Source organism: Micrococcoides hystricis, from assembly GCF_042434215.1.
GTDB lineage: Bacteria > Actinomycetota > Actinomycetes > Actinomycetales > Micrococcaceae > Micrococcoides > Micrococcoides hystricis.
Map to the genome: position 1 here is coordinate 43,199 of NZ_JBHLUB010000004.1, position 20,150 is coordinate 63,348.

22 protein-coding genes are annotated in these 20,150 nt (G+C 61.7%); 3 read left to right on the forward strand and 19 right to left on the reverse strand.

Translation table 11 applies throughout. The features are described from left to right. Positions 1 to 45: 45 nt before the first annotated feature. Entirely contained in the window at positions 46 to 951 is a 906-nt protein-coding gene (gene dapA, locus ACFFFR_RS03580; protein ID WP_377458161.1) for a 4-hydroxy-tetrahydrodipicolinate synthase, read from the reverse strand. Positions 952 to 1,116: 165 nt separating this feature from the next. On the opposite strand from dapA, the gene ACFFFR_RS03585 reads away from it, so the two are divergent. Next, positions 1,117 to 2,307, forward strand: coding sequence for a heparan-alpha-glucosaminide N-acetyltransferase domain-containing protein (locus tag ACFFFR_RS03585; RefSeq protein ID WP_377458162.1), 1,191 nt, complete (start codon positions 1,117 to 1,119; stop codon positions 2,305 to 2,307). 47 nt (positions 2,308 to 2,354) lie between these two features. Here ACFFFR_RS03585 and ACFFFR_RS03590 read toward each other — a convergent pair whose 3' ends face one another. The 7 genes from ACFFFR_RS03590 to modA form a co-directional block, all read right to left on the reverse strand. After that, complete coding sequence (locus tag ACFFFR_RS03590; RefSeq protein ID WP_377458163.1) at positions 2,355 to 2,807, reverse strand: cupin domain-containing protein; 453 nt, start codon at positions 2,805 to 2,807, stop codon at positions 2,355 to 2,357. 41 nt (positions 2,808 to 2,848) lie between these two features. Next, positions 2,849 to 3,601 (reverse strand): 4-hydroxy-tetrahydrodipicolinate reductase, encoded by a 753-nt coding sequence (dapB, locus tag ACFFFR_RS03595; RefSeq protein ID WP_377458164.1) that lies wholly within the window; start codon positions 3,599 to 3,601, stop codon positions 2,849 to 2,851. A 45-nt stretch (positions 3,602 to 3,646) separates the two neighbouring features. After that, positions 3,647 to 4,723, reverse strand: a complete 1,077-nt coding sequence (locus ACFFFR_RS03600) for a molybdenum cofactor biosynthesis protein MoaE (protein ID WP_377458165.1) — start codon at positions 4,721 to 4,723, stop codon at positions 3,647 to 3,649. A gap of 3 nt (positions 4,724 to 4,726) precedes the next feature. Continuing rightward, positions 4,727 to 5,194 (reverse strand): cyclic pyranopterin monophosphate synthase MoaC, encoded by a 468-nt coding sequence (moaC, locus tag ACFFFR_RS03605; protein WP_377458209.1) that lies wholly within the window; start codon positions 5,192 to 5,194, stop codon positions 4,727 to 4,729. Between the two features lie 71 nt (positions 5,195 to 5,265). Continuing rightward, positions 5,266 to 6,639, reverse strand: coding sequence for a molybdopterin molybdotransferase MoeA (locus ACFFFR_RS03610; RefSeq protein WP_377458166.1), 1,374 nt, complete (start codon positions 6,637 to 6,639; stop codon positions 5,266 to 5,268). 27 nt (positions 6,640 to 6,666) lie between these two features. Then, entirely contained in the window at positions 6,667 to 7,488 is an 822-nt protein-coding gene (gene modB, locus ACFFFR_RS03615) for a molybdate ABC transporter permease subunit (RefSeq protein ID WP_377458167.1), read from the reverse strand. 156 nt (positions 7,489 to 7,644) lie between these two features. Further along, positions 7,645 to 8,457: a molybdate ABC transporter substrate-binding protein gene (gene modA / locus ACFFFR_RS03620; protein ID WP_377458168.1), complete on the reverse strand. Its 813-nt coding sequence runs from the start codon at positions 8,455 to 8,457 to the stop codon at positions 7,645 to 7,647. Between the two features lie 190 nt (positions 8,458 to 8,647). Between modA and moaA the strand changes: the two genes are divergently transcribed. After that, complete coding sequence (moaA, locus tag ACFFFR_RS03625) at positions 8,648 to 9,742, forward strand: GTP 3',8-cyclase MoaA (protein WP_377458169.1); 1,095 nt, start codon at positions 8,648 to 8,650, stop codon at positions 9,740 to 9,742. Positions 9,743 to 9,750: 8 nt separating this feature from the next. After that, positions 9,751 to 10,062 carry a MoaD/ThiS family protein gene (locus tag ACFFFR_RS03630; protein ID WP_377458170.1) on the forward strand — a complete coding sequence of 104 codons (312 nt, stop codon included), beginning with the start codon at positions 9,751 to 9,753 and terminating at the stop codon, positions 10,060 to 10,062. A 111-nt stretch (positions 10,063 to 10,173) separates the two neighbouring features. Here ACFFFR_RS03630 and ACFFFR_RS03635 read toward each other — a convergent pair whose 3' ends face one another. The 11 genes from ACFFFR_RS03635 to rbfA all read right to left on the reverse strand — a co-directional run bounded on the left by ACFFFR_RS03635 (position 10,174) and on the right by rbfA (position 20,086). After that, positions 10,174 to 11,646: an alanine/glycine:cation symporter family protein gene (locus ACFFFR_RS03635; RefSeq protein WP_377458171.1), complete on the reverse strand. Its 1,473-nt coding sequence runs from the start codon at positions 11,644 to 11,646 to the stop codon at positions 10,174 to 10,176. Positions 11,647 to 11,995: 349 nt separating this feature from the next. Further along, the gene (locus ACFFFR_RS03640) at positions 11,996 to 14,230 is read right to left on the reverse strand and encodes a polyribonucleotide nucleotidyltransferase (protein ID WP_377458172.1); all 2,235 of its coding nucleotides are present in this window, start codon (positions 14,228 to 14,230) and stop codon (positions 11,996 to 11,998) included. Between the two features lie 389 nt (positions 14,231 to 14,619). After that, the gene (locus tag ACFFFR_RS03645) at positions 14,620 to 14,976 is read right to left on the reverse strand and encodes a hypothetical protein (protein WP_377458173.1); all 357 of its coding nucleotides are present in this window, start codon (positions 14,974 to 14,976) and stop codon (positions 14,620 to 14,622) included. 197 nt (positions 14,977 to 15,173) lie between these two features. Further along, complete coding sequence (gene rpsO / locus ACFFFR_RS03650) at positions 15,174 to 15,443, reverse strand: 30S ribosomal protein S15 (protein WP_377458174.1); 270 nt, start codon at positions 15,441 to 15,443, stop codon at positions 15,174 to 15,176. Positions 15,444 to 15,518: 75 nt separating this feature from the next. Further along, entirely contained in the window at positions 15,519 to 15,764 is a 246-nt protein-coding gene (locus ACFFFR_RS03655) for a PLDc N-terminal domain-containing protein (RefSeq protein WP_377458175.1), read from the reverse strand. A 21-nt stretch (positions 15,765 to 15,785) separates the two neighbouring features. Then, positions 15,786 to 16,619, reverse strand: a complete 834-nt coding sequence (locus ACFFFR_RS03660; protein WP_377458176.1) for a class I SAM-dependent methyltransferase — start codon at positions 16,617 to 16,619, stop codon at positions 15,786 to 15,788. Positions 16,620 to 16,658: 39 nt separating this feature from the next. Continuing rightward, positions 16,659 to 17,693 (reverse strand): bifunctional riboflavin kinase/FAD synthetase, encoded by a 1,035-nt coding sequence (locus tag ACFFFR_RS03665; protein ID WP_377458177.1) that lies wholly within the window; start codon positions 17,691 to 17,693, stop codon positions 16,659 to 16,661. Positions 17,694 to 17,798: 105 nt separating this feature from the next. Next, entirely contained in the window at positions 17,799 to 18,269 is a 471-nt protein-coding gene (locus ACFFFR_RS03670) for a hypothetical protein (protein WP_377458178.1), read from the reverse strand. Between the two features lie 38 nt (positions 18,270 to 18,307). Then, positions 18,308 to 18,694 (reverse strand): hypothetical protein, encoded by a 387-nt coding sequence (locus ACFFFR_RS03675; RefSeq protein ID WP_377458179.1) that lies wholly within the window; start codon positions 18,692 to 18,694, stop codon positions 18,308 to 18,310. After that, complete coding sequence (truB, locus tag ACFFFR_RS03680) at positions 18,691 to 19,650, reverse strand: tRNA pseudouridine(55) synthase TruB (RefSeq protein WP_377458180.1); 960 nt, start codon at positions 19,648 to 19,650, stop codon at positions 18,691 to 18,693. Before truB ends, ACFFFR_RS03675 begins: the two co-directional genes overlap by 4 nt. Next, the gene (gene rbfA / locus ACFFFR_RS03685; RefSeq protein WP_377458181.1) at positions 19,640 to 20,086 is read right to left on the reverse strand and encodes a 30S ribosome-binding factor RbfA; all 447 of its coding nucleotides are present in this window, start codon (positions 20,084 to 20,086) and stop codon (positions 19,640 to 19,642) included. The genes truB and rbfA overlap by 11 nt, the downstream gene beginning before the upstream one ends. Positions 20,087 to 20,150: the final 64 nt, after the last annotated feature.

Consider the following 20,150-nt stretch of genomic DNA (forward strand, 5'->3'; position numbering starts at 1 on the left):
CCAATTGTGCTGCTCCCGCCTGCGGTATCTGGTGGCCGATCTGGTTTAGATCTGCCAGCGGGTGCCTTTCAGGTCCCCGGCGATGGCGGCGTGTTCGGCCTGGCTGGTTTGTACCAGCGGGAGGCGGACAACTGGGGTGGGAATGACGTTGTGGGCGGCCAGCACCGTCTTGGCTGCGACGGCGCCTTGGGCCCGGGTCATGATCCCGCGGATTACTGGTTCTAATTCAAAGTGTACTTGCCGGGCCGCGTCGAGGTCACTGGCGACCATCGCGTCGATGAGAGTTCGGAACTGTGGCGCGGCCACATGGGCGGTCACGGAGACGACGCCGACTCCGCCGGCAGCCATCCAAGCAAGCGTGTTCAGGTCGTCGCCGGAGTAGACATCCAGATCGGTGCTACCGAGCACTTCCGTCAGCGCCGTGAAGTCGCCCTTGGCGTCCTTCAAGGCCACAATGTTGCTGTGCTGGGCCAGCTTCTGGTGGCTCTCGGTCGTGATCGGAACACCCGACCGGCCCGGGATGTCGTACACCATCACCGGCAGATCGGCGGCCTCGGCGATGGCCTCAACGTGAGCGATGATGCCCTCTTGGGAAGGCTTGTTGTAGTACGGGGTGACCACCAACTGGCCGTGCGCGCCGGCCTTGGCCGCACGCTTGGCCATTTCCACCGAGTGGGAGGTGTGGTTAGTGCCGGTACCTGCGATGATCTTGGCCCGGTCTCCCACCGCCTCGACGGCGGCACGGAAGAGGTCTTCTTTTTCTTGGTCTTCCAGCGTGGAGGTCTCCCCGGTGGTCCCGGAAATCACGAGGGCGTCGTTACCCTCGTCAACCAACTTGTTCGCAAGTGCCGCAAATGCATCAAAGTCGATGCTTTGGTCGTCCTTGAACGGGGTGACCATGGCGGTGATAAGGCGACCAAAGTGTGGTGAAGTTCCAGCTGTAATACCCATGTTTTCAAGCATACCTACACCCCTGCTAGGCCTCCGGCCAGCAGAGCAACAGATTTGCTTAGCCTTCCCGCGGTCCATCACCGCCTGGCTGCGGCGTAGCGCGCGGCCATCGTCGGCGCGTCGCCACCCTCTGGTGGGCGCTTCACTCGAAGCTAGACTCGAAGCATGGATTCAGCATCCCCGACGCACACTGCGGCCACCCCGGCGCCCAACTCGGCCCGGTTGTGGGGACTCGATCTTGCCCGCACGCTGGCCCTGTTGGCCATGACGGCCACGCATACGTTGCCGCTGTATACCTCCGAAACGGTGGCTGGTGTGCTCTCGGCTCAACCGACCTTGGTGGGCATGGTCTTCGCCGGTCGTGCGGCCGTGCTGTTTGCCGTGTTGGCGGGGGCGGCGCTGGTGCTCATGCGGAATAAGTCTCTGGTGTACGTGTGGACCCGGTCGGCGTTGTTGGTGCTGTTTGGTGTGGGGCTGGAGCTGCTGGACACCGGGGTCTATGTCATCTTGGTGCCGTTGGCCACGGCCATGGCTGTCACCGCGTTGGTGCGGCGCTGCTCCGGCCCAGTCCTTGGCCTCTTAGCCGTGGTGTGGTTGGGGCTCACACCGTGGCTCCAGCAGTGGGTAAACGTCCAAGCGGCCGCGCCCAGTGGGTCATGGTGGCGCCAGTACGCACATTTTAAAGACCTGAGCCCGGAATCGTGGTTCGCCTATCCGGTGCTGATCTGGATCGGTTACACCCTTTTGGGTGCAGCCCTCATGGCGTGGCTGCGTCCGGCTGGCTCCAACCCCGTCACTGGGACGCAAGCGACCCCAACACGGCCGGCAGCGGCGACCCCGATGCTCGTGTGGGCGCTCGTCGTGCTCGCAACGGGAGTGGCGGTGCTGCTGTGGGTGCTCGGGGCGCGCACCATCGCTGAGCTGGCTTCCAACTCGGTCGTGGCCACCGGTTTGTGGACCGGCAACTACGTGCCGGGCTTACCCGGGGTCACCGCCTTGTGGCAGCTGCCCGAGTTCCATTTACTTCCGACGCCCCACTCGGCAGCTGCCGCTGCCGTCTGGCAGCATGCGGCCATCGCCGTCGTGGTGGTTGTTCTCGCAGCCCGGCTACCGGCCTTGGCTACCTTAGGTTCTTGGGCCCGCTACCCGTTGGAGTGGTTGAGCGGGATCGGCCGCTGGTCCTTATCCACCTATGTGTGGCATCTGGTGGTTTTGGCAGCCGTACGCCCCTATGGGTTCGCTGATGCACTTGTAGCCGTCATCGTGTTCGGCGCCGTGGCCCTCCTGGGGCTGGTGGCGATGGTCTCCGGCGGCCGTGGTCCACTGGAGTGGTTGATCGCGACCATCGGCACCTAGGTCGCCTCGCTGTTCAACCGGAAGTCGCCAGCTCGGGCGGTGAAGACTTAGCGGTTGCTGGCCCGGAATTTGTGCAGTGCTGCACGCATGGTTTTGCGTGCCCGCCCGCGGTCTCCTGCCGCGTCGTAGCTGAGTGCGACCCGGTAGAGATCTTGCCAGCGGTTCGGGTCTGCGCTGGCAATGACCCGGTCGAACTCGGCGTCGGCGTCTTCCCGGATGTAGCGTCCGGCCGGGGTCTTGGGCAGGTCATCTAGGAGCAAACCGCCTTCGGACTCGAGTTGCCGGGCCATGGACTGCATGCCGAAACCGAAGCGAAGTTCGGTCACAATAAACCACAGCCCAACCCCGCACAGGGCCAGAACGGCGACGCCGATGAGGACGGGAATGAGTTGTCCGGTGCTGATGAACTGGATGGCGCTGATAACCCCCACCCCCAGAAATAACAGCATCATGGCGGTCACGGCGATGACGCCGAGTTTGGTGCGGGTGGTTGAGGTCATGGTCGCTTTCAGTCTGCGGTGGGTGCGTCGGGCGGTCTTGTTTAGAGGTCGAGGTACTCGTCGAGCCCGTAGGCCAGGCCGGGGCGGTCCGCCACGGTGCGTAGGGCCAGCAGGATCCCGTGCATGAAGGAGTCGTGGCCGAAGGAGTCGTGACGCAGGGTGAGTGTTTCTCCGGCGCCGCCGAAGAGGACCTCTTGGTGTGCGGTGAGTCCGCGCAGCCGGACAGAGTGCACCGGGATGGATTCCACATCGGCTCCGCGGGCACCATCTAAGGCGGTTTCGGTCGCGTCTGGGGCAGCTGGTGTGCCGGCTTCGACCCGTGCTTGGCTGATCATTTCGGCGGTGCGAATCGCGGTGCCGGAGGGGGCATCCACCTTGTTCGGGTGGTGTAATTCGATGATCTCGACGGATTCGAAGTACTGTGCGGCGGCGGCCGCGAAACGTGAGGCCAAGACTGACCCGATCGCGAAGTTGGGGGCGATCATGACCCCTACCTCGGGCTGATCTTTCAACAAGTCTTGGAGGCGTTGCCGCTTTTGCTCATCCCAACCGGTGGTTCCGACCACGGTGTGCTTGCCGGCGGCCACGGCATGGCGGACGTTTGCCTCGGACTGATCCGGCACGGTCAAGTCCAAGACGTGGGTGGCGCCGGAGGATTCGATCAGGCTCAGGTCGTCGCCGCGGCCCAAGGTGGCGACCACTGCCATGTCGTCGGCCGCTTCGATGGCCTTTACTGCTGCGGAACCGAGTCGTCCGCGAGCGCCCAATACTGCCACGTTGATGGTGGAGGTCACGTTGAGATCTATCCTCTTCTAGTTATGTGCGTGCGTTTGGCTGTTTTAGCCCTGTTTGGTGTCGTCGTCGCCGATGCCGACCCATTCGACGTTGCCGTCGGAGAAGAATTGTTCTTTCCAGATGGGCAGCTGGTACTTGATGGTTTCGACTAGGTCTTGGCAGGCGGCGAATGCCTCGGCTCGGTGAGCCGAGGCTGCGGAGGCTACGAGGGCGTAGTCGCCAATGGCTAGCTGGCCTACGCGGTGGCTCACCCACAGCCGGGTGCCAGGATGGCGTTCGCCGACTTGTTGGGCCAGCGCTGAGACGAGCTCGGTGGCGCTGGGGTGATGGCTGTAAGAGAGTTTCTGGACATCTTTGCCCCCGTCGTGGTTGCGCACCACGCCGCTGAAGCTCACCACGGCACCGTAATATTCTGATGCTACTTCCGCCTCGGCTCGGGCCGGGTCGATGGCCGTCTCACTCACGCTGGCGTGGACGACCGTTCCGGGTTCATCCGCGTAGGCGATGGCGGCGTTTTTTTCGGTGTGTTCGACGTCGGCCTCGCGCACCGAGGTTGTGGGTTCTTTCCCGTCTGCGTGCGGTGCCGGGTGGCCGGAGCGCTTCCCGGCCACTTGGTCGCATAAGTGTGGCAGCAAGGTGGCCAAGACTTCCATCCCGTCTTGAACCGCTTTGGGGCTGCCGGGCAGGTTGACTACGACGGTCGTGCCGGCGACGCCGGCCACGCCACGGGACAGTGCGGCGAACGGGGTCTTGCTGCGACCGTGTTCTCGGATGGCCTCCATGATGCCGGGGATTTCTTTCTCCAGCAGAGGCGCCGTGAATTCCGGGGTCATGTCGTCCAGGCTGAGCCCGGTGCCGCCGCTGGTGATGATGACGGCCGGTTCGATTTGAGTCAGCAGTTCGGTGAGGACGGCGAGGACGGCTTCCCCATCGGGGATGATGACGGGTGGGCGGACGACGAAGCCTGCGTCGGTGCCATATTGCTTGATGACCTTCGCCGAAGCGTCCTCATAGATCCCTTGAGCCGCGCGCGTGGAGACGATCACCGGCGCTAAAACGCGGGCTTGCGGGTCCCGGATATCCTCGTCAGCGGGTTGGTATTCGTGTGCGGCTTCAGGCATGCTTCAGACCTCCCAATCGCCGGACTTGCCACCGGACTTGGCCAGAACCTTGATGTCCGTGAGCACGGCGTGTTTGTCGACTGCTTTGATCATGTCATACAGGGTTAGCCCCGCGCCTGCCGCACCGGTCAAAGCTTCCATTTCCACCCCGGTTTTGCCGCTGGTTTTGACTTCCACCAGGATGCGGACCTGGCCGGGTTCTCCGGTTTCTAGCTCAAAGTCGACGCTGACTTTGGTGACCGGCAACGGGTGACATAGCGGAATCAGCTCTGATGTTTTCTTTGTGGCCATGATGCCCGCTACCCGAGCGACCGCGAGGGCATCACCTTTGGGCAGGCCGCCCTCAGCCAGAAGCGCGGTGACCTGTTCGGTGGTCTGGAGAATGGCTTGGGCCCGGGCAGTTCGATCGGTGACCGTCTTGGCGGAGATATCGACCATGTGGGCGGTGCCGTCGGTCCTGACGTGCGTCAGCTGATCGGCGTGTTCTTGGCTGCTGCCTGGGTTCGTGGATGATTCGTGCTGAGGTTGCGATTGCAGCGTTTCTATCCGTTCTCTAGATGCCAACCGTCGATCTGTTGGCCGTTGCTGAGGTGGTCTACACCAACTGGTACGGGCACGATCGCATTGGCGTGGGCTAGTGCCGTCAACAGGTGAGAGCTGGGGCCTGCAACTAATTCTACGTGCCCGGCCTCATCAACGTGGGCTCGGCGCAGCTGCAGCAAGGCTTTCGGTGAAGGTTCGCTGGCGGTCTCAAGGCGCAGCTCTGCCGTGAAGGTGCGACGGGGTGACAGGTGCTCACTTGTTGCACGACGTAGTCCGGCTTCCACGAGGACGGGACGGACGAACGCTTCCACCGAAATCCAGCAGCTGACCGGATTGCCGGGTAGGGCCAGCAGCGGGAGAGGGTCATGTCCGGGAAGTTGCAGGAGCCCGCTGCCTTGGGGGCCGCCAGGTTGCATTGCCACCTTGGAGAAGCTGACTCCGTGGGTTTGCAGAGCGAGTTTGACGACCTCGAAGGCACCGGCGGAAACGCCACCACTGCTGAGAATGAAGTCCGGTTTCAGCGTGGCCACCAGTTCGGTCAGTGTGGCGACGAACTGTTCTGGGTTGTCGTCACTGGGGCGTCTGACCACGGCCTCACACCCGTAGTCAGTCAGCGTGGTCGCTAGCAACGTGGTGTTCGCATCGAAGATCTTCCCGGAACCGGCCAGCTGGGTTGCCGGCACGGTGCCCGGTGCCACGACCTCATCGCCGGTAGAAATCACCAACACTGTCGGCCGAGGATGTGTCGCCTCTAAGGAAGTGACTGACTCGACGGCCACGTCTGTCTCGCCCAGTCCTAGGGCGGCGCACACGCCTAGAAGCCGTGGGGTCAGTCGCTGGCCTGCGGTGGCGATGACCGTTCCGGCTTGCAAGTCGCTGCCTGCGGATCGGATGAAAGTTCCGGGTTGCACCGGGCGGGTGAATCGCACCGAGTCAGGAATACCGTCAGCAAAAGTACTGGGCAGGGCATCCTCGACCGGCACGACGGCGGTGGCACCTTCGGGGACCTGCGCCCCGGTCATGATCGCCGCTGTGGTGCCAGGCTGCAGTGGCTCTGGCCTCAAACCGGCAGCAATAGTTGCGACCACCGGCATTTCGCGGCCGTCTGCACCAGGGACAAGCTCAGCCAAGTCGGCCGCATTGACCGCGTAACCGTCCATCTGGCTGTTATCAAAAAACGGCAGCGAGACCCTCGCGACCACATCTTCGCTCAGCTGCGCCCCGAGCAAGTGCTGCAACGGGGCACGGTGCCCCTGCCTCGAGGCGAGAGTCTTTCCCGTGCCCGATGAATCGAAGGCACGCCGAAGCGCGGGCGCCAACAGGTGGCGGACACGGTTTCGGTATGCATCTACGTCGAGGCGTTCAGTGCTCATGGTCTTCTCTCTGCCTGCGGCTCGTGGCTAGCGCACCAGCGATTTTCCGAGGCTGGCAGCAAGGCGGGTACCCAGCAGAACCACTAGATACAGACTAATCAAGATCAGACTCAAACCGACAGCCAACTGCGGGGTGGAAGAGTTCAGGCTGAGCTCAATCTGCAACGGCAAGGTCCGGGTTACATCGGCTACCGAGCCAGCAAAGGTGATCGTGGCGCCGTACTCCCCCAGGGACCGGGCGAATGCCAGCATTGTCCCGGAGATGATGCCGGGTGCTGCCAGCGGCAATGTAATGTGCCGCAGAATCTGCCAATTACTGGCCCCGGCGTTGGCCGCCGCAAGTTGCAGTTCTTCGTCGACCGAACCCAAGGAGTCCATCGCGGAGACCACAAAGAACGGCATCGCCACGAAACATTGCACTAAGATCACCGCCACCGTGGTGAAGGCGATCTGGATATCGTATTCGGCCAAGAACATACCCACCAGACCGTTTCTGCCCCAAAAGTACAGCAGGCAGATACCGGAGACCACGGGGGAAAGCACCAAGGGGATCATGATGATTCCCCGGGACAATCGGGCCCAGCGCGCTTGAGAACGCACCAGGATGATGGACAGCGGCAGCCCGAACAGGAAACAGATCACGGTCGTGATACCGGAGGTCATCAACGACAATCTCAGCGCCGAGAGCGCCTCGTCGGTGGCGATCAAAGTGGGGATCTCCGGCCATGGGGCACGCACGAACAGTGCGACCAGTGGACCGGCAATCGCGATCAACGTGATGATAGCGGGTACCCACAGCCAGACCGGAAACAAACGGAGGGAGGTCGACTTCGACTTCACCCGTACCATCGGAACGTCCTCCAAAGACTTTTTCATCGCTGGGCCCTACCCCTGACTCGCACCATGATGGCCGAGCCGGTTCCGGTCACGTGGTGTCGTACCAGGTGACCGGAACCGAAACGGCGGTACTGCGTTTTCAGCGGGGGCTTTTGAAGGTGCGGTGAATTAGTTGGCGTCCGGGGAGCCGAAGCCAGCGTCTTCAAAGATGGACTGAGCGGTATCTTCCTTCAGCCATGCTGCGAAGTCCTTGGCCTGTTGGCTGGCATCCGGGGACACCATCAACGGGTAGCCTTGGACCTCCGCACCGGGCAGGGTCACCGCAGTCGTGGTGTCCCTAGCGGTGGCTTGGTCGGTGGCGTACACGAACGCGGCATCGACTTCACCGGCAACAACCTTAGACAGCGTGTTACGGACGTTGTCTTCCTCCGTGGTCGCTTGGAACCCTTCTGGTTTGTTCTTATCCAACCATTTGGCGGTGTTACGTCCGCACGGAACATCGGGGGCGCAAATGGCGACCTTGGCGTTTTCCAGCACGTAGTGCGGATCGGAAGTTGCCTGATCGGAGTCTTGTTTCTCGGCCCAATCGTTACTGACGGCTAGGACAAGGGTGTTGGTAACCACGCGGCCGTCATTTTCGTAGTTGAGGGACTCATCCAGAGTCTTGATGGCGTCCTCATCGGCGGTGATCAGCAGCTGGGCATCTTGGCCTTCATTGATCTGCTGCACCAACTTGGAGGAAGCACCCAAGTTGGTTTTGAGCGCGAAATCTTCGTGCTCTTTCTGGTACTCGGTTTCCAGTTCTTCAATCACATCAGTCAACGATGCGGCAGCGGAAACCGTGATGGCACCTGCCCCATCAGAGCCTGCACCATCTTGGCCGTCGTTTTGACCCGATGGTGATCCGCAGGCGGTCAGTGCCAGCAGCCCGGCAGCACTGAGTGCTGCAAGCCGCGCTAACAGAGTCGTGCGTTGTTGCATTTTCTTATTCCTTTGTAGCCAACCGGGGAAATACGTCCATGTTTAGATCGCCCTCTGTCCGGCGAAATGAGCGGTTGGAAGCCAGCACGCGTTCGCGTCTGGCTCAAGCGCAACACTACCTGTACCAAATCTGGCTCAGCAAGATTACGAACCGGCTAGACTTGGTAGACCTATGGTTACATCTCTCGGTATGCCGTCATTCCGACCACGCTTGGACGTCGACGGCGTTGACCTGACAGCCGGGCTCGTTGATCGGTTTGGACGAGTCGCTACCGACTTGCGCCTATCCCTGATCGATAAATGCAATTTGCGCTGTACCTACTGCATGCCCGCCGAAGGCATGGACTGGCTGCCGAAAAACGAGTTGCTAACCAAGGAAGAAATACTTCGACTCGTCCGCATTGGAGTGGACCAGCTCGGCATCGAAGAACTGCGGCTTACCGGTGGCGAACCCTTGGTCCGCGCCGACTTGGTAGAGATCATCGCCGCGCTACGTGCCGCACACCCCGAGTTACCGATCTCCTTGACGACCAACGGGATCGGTCTCGACGCCAAAGCCGCTCAACTGGCCGCCGCCGGGCTGAGCAGAATCAACATCTCGTTGGACACGCTTCACGAGGAAACGTTCGCCCAATTGACCCGCCGCGACCACCTTCCCCGCGTGTTGGAAGGCATCAAGGCCGCCTACGCCGCCGGGCTGCAGCCGGTCAAGATCAATTCGGTGCTGATGCGTCACATCAATGATGACCACGTAGTTGATCTGGTTTCTTGGGCGCTGGAACACAATTATCAGCTGCGCTTCATCGAACAAATGCCGTTGGACGCCGACCGCGGGTGGACCAAAGAAGGCACCGTCACCGCCGAAGAGATCCGCCAGCAGATTCGTGGCAGCTACACCTTGGTACCGGAGCCGGCCCCACGTGCCGGTGCCCCCGCCGAACGGTATTTGGTTTTCCCGGCGACCGTGACCGAAGAAGAAGCCCTTTGTTGCCCGGAGAAGGCGCTCGGGGTGGTCGGGATTATCGCTTCAGTCACCGAACCGTTCTGTGGCGACTGTAAGCGCACCCGCATCACGGCCGAGGGGCACGTGATGAGTTGCTTGTTCTCCACCACCGAGGTTGATCTGCGTTCGCTGCTCCGCTCCGAGGCCGATGATGAGACCATCGCCAAGACGTGGGCCGCAGCCATGTACGCAAAGCCTCGTGCCCACGGCATGGACCGTACCGGTTTGGGCGAGAAAGATTTTGTTCAACCCGATCGGTCGATGAGCGCCATCGGAGGCTAAAGGAATTCATGACTGAGACCGTAATGCCAGCCGGTGTGCTGGTCCGCTTCTTTGCTGCTGCACAGGCCTCCGCCGGACGCGAGCAGGAACTCATTGCGTGGGAGCAGCTCTCCCCCACCGCAGCCGTGGCCACCCTCGGCGCACTGCAACGGGTGCTCCAGGAACGGTTCCCCGTCTCTGCCAGTGAGCACACCCCCGACTTGGCTTCAGTGTTGACCCACTGCAGCTTTTTGATCAACGGACGCTCCACCAAGGACCCGGCCCAGACCATCACCCCGGGCGTCCAGGTCGATGTGCTGCCACCCTTCGCCGGCGGCTAGGAACCAGCCACAACACATTAACGTCAATGGCCCCCAAACCGCCGGGATCCCGGCTGGCTTGGGGGCCATCAACGTTAGCTTTTGGTCAGCTGTGCTGACCGTGTTTGAGCACTAGTGGTCTTGGTGGATGTGGGCGCGGGAGGAACCGACAATGTCGCCGGCTTTCCACTCGTCCCAGCCCGGCTGGTCGGCCATGAAGGCTTCCACCTCTTCCTTGGTAGCCCGCAGCTTCGGATCGTGCTTCAGGTACCAACGGGTCTCACGGGCAATCAGGCCAGAGAGCACCAGCAGACCGATGAGGTTCGGCAGCGCCATCAGACCGTTCATGATGTCGGAGAAGTTCCAGACCACAGCCAGCGGGGTGGTAGCACCGACGAACACGACCAGCGAGAACAGGACGCGGAACGGCATAACCATCTTCCGGCCGAACAGACGCTCGACGTTGCGCTCACCGTAGTAGGACCAGCCCAGCAGGGTGGAGAACGCGAACAGAACCAAGCCGACGGTCACGATCCACTGACCCCACTCGCCCGGCAACCCGTGCGAGAAGGCCTCGGCGGTCATGGTGCCGGCGAACTCTTCGCCCTTCTCCCAAACACCGGTGGTGATGATGACCAAACCGGTGCAGGTCACCACGATAATGGTGTCGATGAAGGTCTGGGTCATGGAAACCAGACCCTGGCGAACCGGGTGGCTGGTCTGCGCGGCAGCGGCAGCGATAGCGGCCGAACCCATACCGGACTCGTTGGAGAAAATACCGCGAGCCACACCGTACTGGACGGCAATCATGATGACGGAACCGGCGAAACCACCCACGGCCGAGGTACCGGTAAACGCATCAGTGAAGATCTGCGCGAACGCGGCCGGAATACCGTCCAAGTTGATGGCCAGAATCAGCAGGGCGCCGATGACGTAGAAGACGACCATGAACGGCACGAGAGCCGCTGTCACGCGACCAATCGACTTAATACCGCCGACCAGCACTACGAAAGCGCCGACCGTCAGGACCAGACCGGTCACCCATGGGGCGATGCCCATGGTGTTCTCCACGTTGGCGGAGATGGAGTTGGCCTGGGTCATGTTGCCGATACCGAAGCAGGCCAAGAACGCGAAGATCGCGAAGGACACAGCCAGAATCTTACCGATCGGGCCCTTGATGCCCTTTTCGAGGTACAGCTGTGGACCACCGGACTTCTCCCCCGCCTCATCGGTGGCGCGGTAGCGAACACCCAAGAAAGCTTCGGAGTATTTGGATGCCATGCCTAGCAGGCCAGTGACCCACATCCAGAACAGGGCGCCCGGACCACCGATAGCCAACGCGGTGGCGACACCGACGATGTTACCGGTGCCCACGGTGGCGGCCAACGCTGTGGTGAGCGCCTGGAACTGGGAAATGTCACCTTCGGAACCAGCGTCTTTGCGTTTGATGATGCCCAAGGTGAGAGCGGGAAAGAGTTTTGTGAATTGTAGGCCGCCAAGACGAATCGTCAGGTACAACCCTGTACCAAGCAGCAATGGGATGAGGAACCAAGGGCCCCACACAATGGTGCCAATATCACCCAATATAGTTTCAAGTTGTTCCACGGAACGTGTCCTATCCCCTCAGATAAGGAAAGTTGTGATGAATGGGATAAACATATCCGTCAAATGTGACGTAGATCAAGCAGCTACACGCCAGTAACCGGATTAAGACGTCGAAACGTCTAGTTCAGAGTTTTTGTGGAGACTTTTTTGTCCGCACTGCTGGGCACCGACTCCGTGCGTCTGAAAACACACCGGCTGGCTTGCGCCCGCAGCCGGCATCGACAACGTGGCTTGTAGGGGGCTTAAATGCAGCTGTCCCGGGCACCGCATCCATGCAGGGATGCAGGGCCCGGGACAGGCTAACCGACCGTGCTCACGACTGAGGTGAGCAATCGATCAGTGTCAGGACTTAGTTCTCGTCCTCATCGGACTCGTCGTCGCTGTCGTTGTCGACAATGACAGGGACCAGGGAGAGCTTGCCACGGTCATCGATCTTGGAGATTTCGACCTGGATCTTCTGACCCACGTTGACGACGTCTTCGACATCTTCCACGCGCTTGCCGTTGTTGATCTTGCGCAGTTCGGAGATGTGCAGCAGACCGTCCTTGCCCGGGGTCAGGGAGATGAACGCGCCGAAGGTGGTGGTCTTGACCACGGTACCTAGGTAGCGTTCGCCCACTTCTGGGACCTGCGGGTTGGCGATCGCGTTGATGGCGTCGCGTGCAGCTTCTGCGGCGGAGCCTTCGGTTGCGCCGATCAGCACGGTGCCGTCGTCCTCGATGGAGATGTCCGCACCGGTGTCTTCTTGGATCTGGTTGATCATCTTGCCCTTAGGGCCGATGACTTCACCGATCTTGTCCACTGGGATCTTCACGGAGATGATCCGTGGCGCGGTCGGGGCCATCTCATCCGGGGCGTCAATGGCCTCGTTCATGACCGAGAGGATGTGCAGGCGGGCTTCACGAGCCTGCTGCAGTGCGGCTGCCAACACGGCGGCTGGGATGCCGTCGAGTTTGGTATCGAGCTGGATGGCGGTGATGAATTCGGAGGTACCGGCCACCTTGAAGTCCATGTCACCGAAGGCGTCTTCGGCACCGAGGATGTCGGTCAGGGCCGCGTAGCTGGTTTCACCGTTGACTTCGTCGGAGACCAAGCCCATGGCGATACCGGCAACCGAGGCGCGCAGTGGCACACCGGCTTGCAGCAGGGACAGGGTGGAGGCACAGACCGAGCCCATGGAGGTGGAGCCGTTGGAGCCCAGCGCCTCAGAGACCTGGCGGATGGCGTACGGGAACTCTTCACGGGATGGCAGTACCGGCACGATGGCGCGCTCGGCGAGGGCACCGTGGCCGATCTCGCGGCGCTTCGGCGAACCGACACGGCCGGTTTCACCGGTGGAGTACGGCGGGAAGTTGTAGTTGTGCATGTACCGCTTCGTGGTCTCCGGGGAGAGCGAATCGATCTGCTGTTCCATCTTGAGCATGTTCAAGGTGGTTACACCCAGGATCTGGGTTTCACCGCGTTCGAACAAGGCCGAACCGTGGACCCGTGGCAGCACATCCACTTCGGCGGAAAGCTTGCGGATGTCGGCCAGACCGCGACCGTCGATGCGGAACTGGTCGGTGAGGATCCGGCGGCGGATGGTGGACTTGGTCAGAGCCTGGATGGCCTTGGCTACCTCAGAGTCACGCTCCTCGAACTGGGCACCTTCGGCACACAGTTCGTCGAGGACCTCGTTGGCGTAAGCGTTGGCAGCGTCTTCGCGCTCCTGCTTGCCTGCGATGGAGTAGATCTCTTCGATCTTGGCGCCGGCCTTAGCGGAGACAGCCTCGTAGACGTCGTCCTCGAAGTCCTTGAACACTGGGTATTCTTGGACTTCCTTGCCGGCAGCGTCGGCCAGATCAGCCTGCGCTTCGCACAGGGTGCGGATGAACGGTTTGGCAGCTTCCAGGCCTTCGGCGACAACCTCTTCGGTTGGTGCGACGGCGCCCTGTTCCTTGATCAGGGTCCAGGCGTCATCGGTGGCTTCAGCTTCAACCATCATGATGGCGATATCGTCTTCGACGATGCGGCCGGCAACGACCATGTTGAACACGGCGTTCTGCAGCTGGGAGTGGGTTGGGAAGGCCACCCACTGGGACTTGCCGTTCTCGACCATCAGGGCCATGCGGACACCGCCGATGGGGCCGGAGAATGGCAGGCCGGACATCTGGGTGGACAGCGAGGCGGCGTTGATGGCCACCACGTCGTACAGCTCATCCGGGGCCATCGACATGATGGTGACGATGACCTGAACTTCGTTGCGCAGACCGGAGATGAAGGCTGGGCGCAGCGGGCGGTCGATCAGGCGGCAGGCCAGGATGGCGTCGGTGGTTGGACGGCCTTCGCGGCGGAAGAACGAGCCTGGGATGCGGCCGGCTGCGTACATGCGCTCTTCAACATCGACCGTCAGTGGGAAGAAGTCGAAACCTTCGCGTGGCTTGGAGCCTGCGGCGGTGGTGGAGAGCATTGCGGTTTCGTCATCGAGGTAGACCATGACGGCACCGGCGGCTTGCTGGGCCAGGCGACCGGTTTCAAAACGGATGGTGCGCTGACCGTAGCTGCCGTTGTCAATTACGGCTTCAGTAAATTGGGTTCCCTTCAAGAGGTGAACCCTCCTTTCGTGTGTGTCGAACAAGACTTCGGGTAGTCAGTACACTTCTCACCCGGTCTTCGATCGAGACTCACGAACGCGCCCGAGGTACCAGCAGGTTGCAAGGTGACGGGAGTTTCGGAAGTCACTACCGAGGACCGCGAATGAGTGCTCAGTGTACGTTGTGCGGAACTATCTGGTGCGGCGGAACGATGGGCCGCTCGGCACGGGAAGCCGCAGACACGAAGAAGAAAAGTTCGTCAATGAACATTACGTTCCTTAGTTTCTCACATTTGCTGGCGTATCGCTAAAGCCAGCACCGTGTCCCCGCACCGCAAGACTCCTCCCACCCCAGACTAGGGTGCGCGACTCTAGTCTGGGGCGCAGTCCGGAAGGAAGAGTTAGTTGGCGAAGATGACTTTGTTGCGGTCCTGCGGATCGACCTTGACACCTCGAGTGGTCCCGACGGCGTACTTATCGACCATGGTGGCGGGGACCATTTCGCGCTTGCTCACGGAGTAGCTGTCTTCACCGGGCAGACTGACGTCAATGTCGAGCTGGTACCAAGGGTTGCCCGCGGTACGTTCACCGGTGTCGACAGCTGCGGTGATGGTCCCGGTGCCGGGGATGCCGACCTTGTTGATGCGGTTGAGTTCTTCACCGTAGGCTTGCGCGGTGGATTGATCAGCCGCCAGTTTCTCGGGGTTGATGTTTGCGGCGGCGCTAAACGCCTGCTTGACACGATCGAACAGACCCATGGTTTTTTCCTTACATTCGTTCTTTATCGGGTTGTGCCTCAAGGACTACTCGACGAAAGAGAACGCAGTGCATCCCGCAGCTGACCGGATGGCTAACCCGGTCGGCGGCTGTTGCATACGGCGGAGTGTTTAAACGACAACACCGACCCGCCCGTGTGATTCGGGTGGATCGGTGTTGGTAGGCGAAAAGCGAACGCTTAGCGGCGCAGACCCAGACGCTTGATCAGGTCACGGTAGCGTTCAATGTCTTTGGCCTCCAAGTACTGCAGCATGCGACGACGACGACCAACCAGTGCCATCAGGCCACGGCGGGTGTGGTGATCGTGCTTGTGCGACTTGAGGTGTTCAGTCAAGTCGGAGATACGGCGGGACAGAACGGCAACCTGCACCTCTGGGGAACCGGTGTCGCCTTCCTTGGTGGCGTATTCCTTCATGATTTCTTGTTTGATCTTTGGATCAAGAGCCATCTGGCTGAACTCCTTATGAGTTGTACCGCGAACAAAAGAAAAGGTAGCCACCGCGGACTGCAGCTACAAACTTATTTAGTTTACATCCTCGATGCCGGTGGCGGAAATCGCGGCGGTGCGCCGGGCCCGGTAGTAGAACCACCCCAGCGGTCCGAGGACCGGGACCAGCAGTGCCAGAAGTGTCCAGGCCAAGGCCGAGGCGGTGGAGACCAGTTCTTCCTTTATGGCCCGGGAGATAGAGAAGATCGCGGTGATCAGCAGCACCAGACCGACGATGCTGAGCATCGCCAAGGTGATTTCAAGCATGGCTGGTGGTGTCATCGGTTCCTCATCCTCGGGCCGCTAGGCAGGTTGCGGCAGTAGATTGGTGCGCAGGGCACTGCAACGGTACGGCAGATCAATGGTGTCATCATCGCCGAAGCCGGTCTCCTCGCGCAGGTACCAACGGATGTTCTCTTCAACACGTTTTCTAGTGGCGTCCTTGGCTTTCAACCAGTAGGTACGGGTTTGAGCGAGCTGGACGATGCGTTCGATGTCCATGGACTGACTCCAGTAGGTGTGGAACATCTCCGCTGGCCCGTAGTACCCCGGTTGCAGCGGTGGGCGCCACTCAATGCCGTGGACATCTCCAGCGTGCATGATGCGGCTGAGCCGGTGCACCCATGGCTGACTGACATCTAGTTGATTCCAAATCAGACCCAAGCGGGCTTGCGGAACCGAAATGCGGGCCGCTTCTGCGGTGGCGGCCGGGACATCGAACCAGTGCCACGCTTGGGCGGCGACAACGATGTCAGCGCTCCCAGCGGGCAGTCCGGTATCTTCAGCCGCCGCGACACTTGCCTCAAGGTTCTCGTGGTGTCCCAAGTGTGTGCTCAGTGCGCGCAGCATCGGTGCCGAGGGTTCGGTGGCGTGCACGCGGTAGCCCCGCTGCAGCAGCTTCTGCGTCAATTGGCCGGAGCCTGCCCCGAGTTCGACGACTCTACTCTCCTCGGCCGCCTCCGCCTTCGCGGTGTCACCGAGAATGAAGTCCAGCGCATCCTCGGGATAGCTGGGCCGCACCGCGCGGTAACGGTCTGCCCCATCGGTGAACGCCGCCCCGAAGTCGGTGCGTTTGCGCGGTGGAAGCTTTGGTCCGGTGGTGGGGAGTCTGGGTTCGTGAGAGCTGGAGTTGGACATGGCTGTACTAGAGATGGCGCCAGGTTGCCCTGGTGTGGGCTATCCCTGTTGTTCCGGCCGGGGGTGTGCGTCTTCGGCCGTGATGCGGAACGGGGTGGGTTGGCCGACCGGAAGGCGTTGGCCCATATCTTGGGCGAGCACCTCTCGGGTTTTGGCGACGTCGTCGTGCATCTGGGCGATCAGGGCCTCAACACCGCGGTAGGCGACCATGCCGCGCAAGCGTTCGACGAATTCGACGACGACCTCTTGCCCGTAAAGGTTGAAGTCTTCGACCGATTCGGACAACGGCCGGTCAATGACGTGGGACTCCACCGTGCGCTCTACCCCATCGAAGGTCGGGTTGGTGCCAACCGAGATCGCGGCTGGCCAGCGCCGGTCTTCCTCGTCGATGAGCCAGCCGGCGTACACGCCGTCCGCCGGGATCAGCCCAATGGAATCGGCGGAAAGGTTCGCGGTGGGGAAACCCAGTTCCCGGCCACGGGCGGCACCATGGACCACGGTCCCGCGCACGATATGCGGGCGGCCTAGGACCTCGGAGGCCCCAGCGACATCGCCGTCGGCCAACAGTTCCCGAACCCAAGTTGAGGAGCAGCGGCGCAGTTCCCCAAAGTCTTCGATGCCCTGCACCGTGAAGTCATACTTGGCGCCCAGTTCTTCCATGCACGCAAAGTCCCCGGTGTTGCCTTTACCGAAGCGCACGTCGTGCCCGACCACCACGGCGCGGGCCCCCAGCGCGTCCACGATGACGTTCTTGACGAACTCCTCGGCGGTGGCTTGGGCGAATTCGAGTGAATACTTGATGATCAGCAACGCATCGATCCCGGAGTTGCTGAGCCGGGCGATCTTGTCCTCGGCTCCTAAGATCATTTCCGGGGCGCGTTCCGGGGCGTGGATCTGCAATGGGTGCGGATCAAAAGTGATGGCCACGGCCTCGGCGTTGTGCCGCCATCCGGCCCGGACCAGCTGGGTGAGGACTTCTTGGTGTCCACGGTGGACCCCATCGAAATTGCCGATGGTCACGACGGACGGTCCGAAATCGGCCGGGACGTCCTCGAGTCCGTAGAAGATGCGCACAGTGGCAAGTCCTTTGTGTTGCTCATCAAGAGATTTGGGCGGCGGTCACAAGCTTGGTTCTAGCCTAGCAGCAGAGCTTGGGCTGGCTGGATGTGGGGACCGGGCTCAGCGCCGGCGCCGGTGGTAGAACAGCCAGGCCAACCCGATGATGGGTAGCACCAGCGGCACGTACCCGTATCCGGAGCCGAAGTGTGACCACACCGTATCGACCGGGAACAGTTCCGGGTTCAGCTCCGTCATCGCGCCGATGACAAGCACACCGATGAGTTCGAAGATGATCGCAGAGGTGGAGACGAGGTAGGCCTTCGGGCCGGTCTTGGCCAGCGAGATGGTCGCGACAATGTACACCACGGCCGCCAGTGCCGAGAGCAGGTAGGCCAGCGGCGCGCGGTCGAAGTCGACGTACATTTGGTAGCCCGCCCGGGCGGTGGCCGAGAGCGCGAAGACCCCGTAAATCGCGACGATGATCCGGCCCAGACCGTGGTTTCGGGCCGGCGGCTCCGTCCCTTCGCTGGCATGGTCCGGGTCGGTTGGGGTGTTCGCTGCTGCGGTGTTGGCTGGTTGGGCGGTGGACACGCTGCGGACTCTTTCTAGCTGGTTTTTCTTGAGTGGGTTTAGAGGTTGAACATGGTGTTGGCCCCGACGTACCAGAGCACGTTCATGCGCCAGATCATGATCCAGATGGTGATCGCGACCGCGGCCATGATCAGGTTCGACCACCGGGTCTTATCCGTCACGGCCCAGAAGAACGCGATCGGCGGGATGATGATGGCGGTGAGGAAGTAGCCCCAGAACTCAAGACCGGGACCGGCCATGGTGTGACCTTGGGCGAGCATCAGGCCGTGGCCGATGCCGAAGACGATCAGGAACAGTTCCACGAGGGCCAGGCCGATGATGGACGAGTCAGCCGCGTGCCGGACCCTGATGGTGGCGATGATGCCGGCGATGGCCGCCGCCGCGCAGACCAGGCTTGCGGCGATCATGTATCCGTCGAAGGTCACTGCTGTAGCTCCTGCGGGTTGAGGAAGACAAGTTCTGGTTTGGCCACTGGGTTGCCGTCTCGGTCGGTCTTGTCGCTGATCAACGCAACGGCTTGACCGGATGGACTCTGCGCCAGCGTCAGCTCGGTGGCCTCGTCCCCGGAGGCGGTTGGTGCTAGGAAGCGGCCGTGGCACAGTTCAAGGGCCTCGGCGTCGGTGACGCGCCTGATCGGGAAGAGTTCGGCGACAGCGCTATCTAAGGCCATCATGGTGAAGTCCTCGGTGAGCTCGTCGATGGTGGCGGCCGCCTCGATCCGGTAGGGGCCAATGGCTGTGCGGCGCAGCGCGGTCAGGTGGCCCCCGGTGTTCAGCAACTCACCTAAGTCACGGGCCAGCGCCCGGATGTAGGTGCCGGAGGAGCAGGTGACGGTGACATCGAGGTCCTGGATGCGGCCGCCATCGTGCCGGGTGAGCCGGTGAATCGAGAAATCGTGGATGTGTACCCGGCGGGCCTGTAACTGGACCTGTTCGCCGGCACGGATGCGCGCGTAGGCGCGCTTGCCATCGACTTTGATGGCCGAGACCGAGCTGGGCACCTGATCGATCGCGCCGGTCAGGGACGCGATGGCGGTGCCGATCATGTCTTCGGTCACCGCGTTGGCGAAGCGGGTTTGGGTGATCTCCCCGTCGGCGTCGTCGGTGTCGGTGTTTTGGCCCAACCGGATGGTTGCGGTGTAGGTCTTGTCCGCTCCGACCAGATAGGTCAGCAGCTTGGTGGCCTTGTTGACACCGACCAGCAGCAACCCGGTCGCCATGGGGTCGAGGGTGCCTGCGTGGCCGACTTTGCGGGTTCCGGCGAGTCGTCGGATCTTGCCGACGACGTCGTGGCTGGTCCAGCCTGCGGGCTTATCAACCAAGACCAGCCCGGCCGCAGAAGCGGCCGGGCTGGCTGGTTGGTGTTTGCTGTTAGCGGTCATCGCCTGCGGTTTCGTCCCGCGACTCGACCTTGTACGGGTCGGCTTCACCGGCGTATTGGGCGTTGGCCCGTTCGGCGGCGAGTTTGGCGTCCCGTTCCTTGGTTTCCCGGAGCAGATCTTCCAGTGCGGAGGCTGCCTGCGGGATCTCGTCGTGGACGAATTCCAAGGTGGGGGTCAACCGGGTGGTGAGGTTGCGGCCGACTTCACGGCGCAACACGCCACGGTTGGCGTACAGGACTTCGGCGACCTGTTTCTGGGTCTCCTCGTCGCCGAGGATGGTGTAGAAAATGGTCGCGTGCTGTAGGTCGTTGGTGACGCGGGCGTCGGTGACGGTGATGGCGGTGGCCCGCTCATCTTTCACTTCTTTGCGCAGTGCCTCGGCGACAAGCACCTTGATGCGTTGTGCCAGGCGGGCGGCGCGTGCTGGATCTGCCATGTGCCGTTGTCTCCTTCATCCAATAATCGGTGGTGGCTTGGCTGACGCGTCCGATGGCGCACCG

Coding starts and splice junctions, on each gene's coding strand:
- dapA (WP_377458161.1), bottom strand. CDS start 951: ATGGGTATTACAGCTGGAACTTCACCACACTTTGGTCGCCTTATCACC.
- ACFFFR_RS03585 (WP_377458162.1), top strand. CDS start 1,117: ATGGATTCAGCATCCCCGACGCACACTGCGGCCACCCCGGCGCCCAAC.
- ACFFFR_RS03590 (WP_377458163.1), bottom strand. CDS start 2,807: ATGACCTCAACCACCCGCACCAAACTCGGCGTCATCGCCGTGACCGCC.
- ACFFFR_RS03600 (WP_377458165.1), bottom strand. CDS start 4,723: ATGCCTGAAGCCGCACACGAATACCAACCCGCTGACGAGGATATCCGG.
- ACFFFR_RS03610 (WP_377458166.1), bottom strand. CDS start 6,639: ATGAGCACTGAACGCCTCGACGTAGATGCATACCGAAACCGTGTCCGC.
- modB (WP_377458167.1), bottom strand. CDS start 7,488: ATGGTACGGGTGAAGTCGAAGTCGACCTCCCTCCGTTTGTTTCCGGTC.
- modA (WP_377458168.1), bottom strand. CDS start 8,457: ATGCAACAACGCACGACTCTGTTAGCGCGGCTTGCAGCACTCAGTGCT.
- moaA (WP_377458169.1), top strand. CDS start 8,648: ATGCCGTCATTCCGACCACGCTTGGACGTCGACGGCGTTGACCTGACA.
- ACFFFR_RS03630 (WP_377458170.1), top strand. CDS start 9,751: ATGACTGAGACCGTAATGCCAGCCGGTGTGCTGGTCCGCTTCTTTGCT.
- ACFFFR_RS03645 (WP_377458173.1), bottom strand. CDS start 14,976: ATGGGTCTGTTCGATCGTGTCAAGCAGGCGTTTAGCGCCGCCGCAAAC.
- rpsO (WP_377458174.1), bottom strand. CDS start 15,443: ATGGCTCTTGATCCAAAGATCAAACAAGAAATCATGAAGGAATACGCC.
- ACFFFR_RS03655 (WP_377458175.1), bottom strand. CDS start 15,764: ATGACACCACCAGCCATGCTTGAAATCACCTTGGCGATGCTCAGCATC.
- ACFFFR_RS03660 (WP_377458176.1), bottom strand. CDS start 16,619: ATGTCCAACTCCAGCTCTCACGAACCCAGACTCCCCACCACCGGACCA.
- truB (WP_377458180.1), bottom strand. CDS start 19,650: ATGACCGCTAACAGCAAACACCAACCAGCCAGCCCGGCCGCTTCTGCG.
- rbfA (WP_377458181.1), bottom strand. CDS start 20,086: ATGGCAGATCCAGCACGCGCCGCCCGCCTGGCACAACGCATCAAGGTG.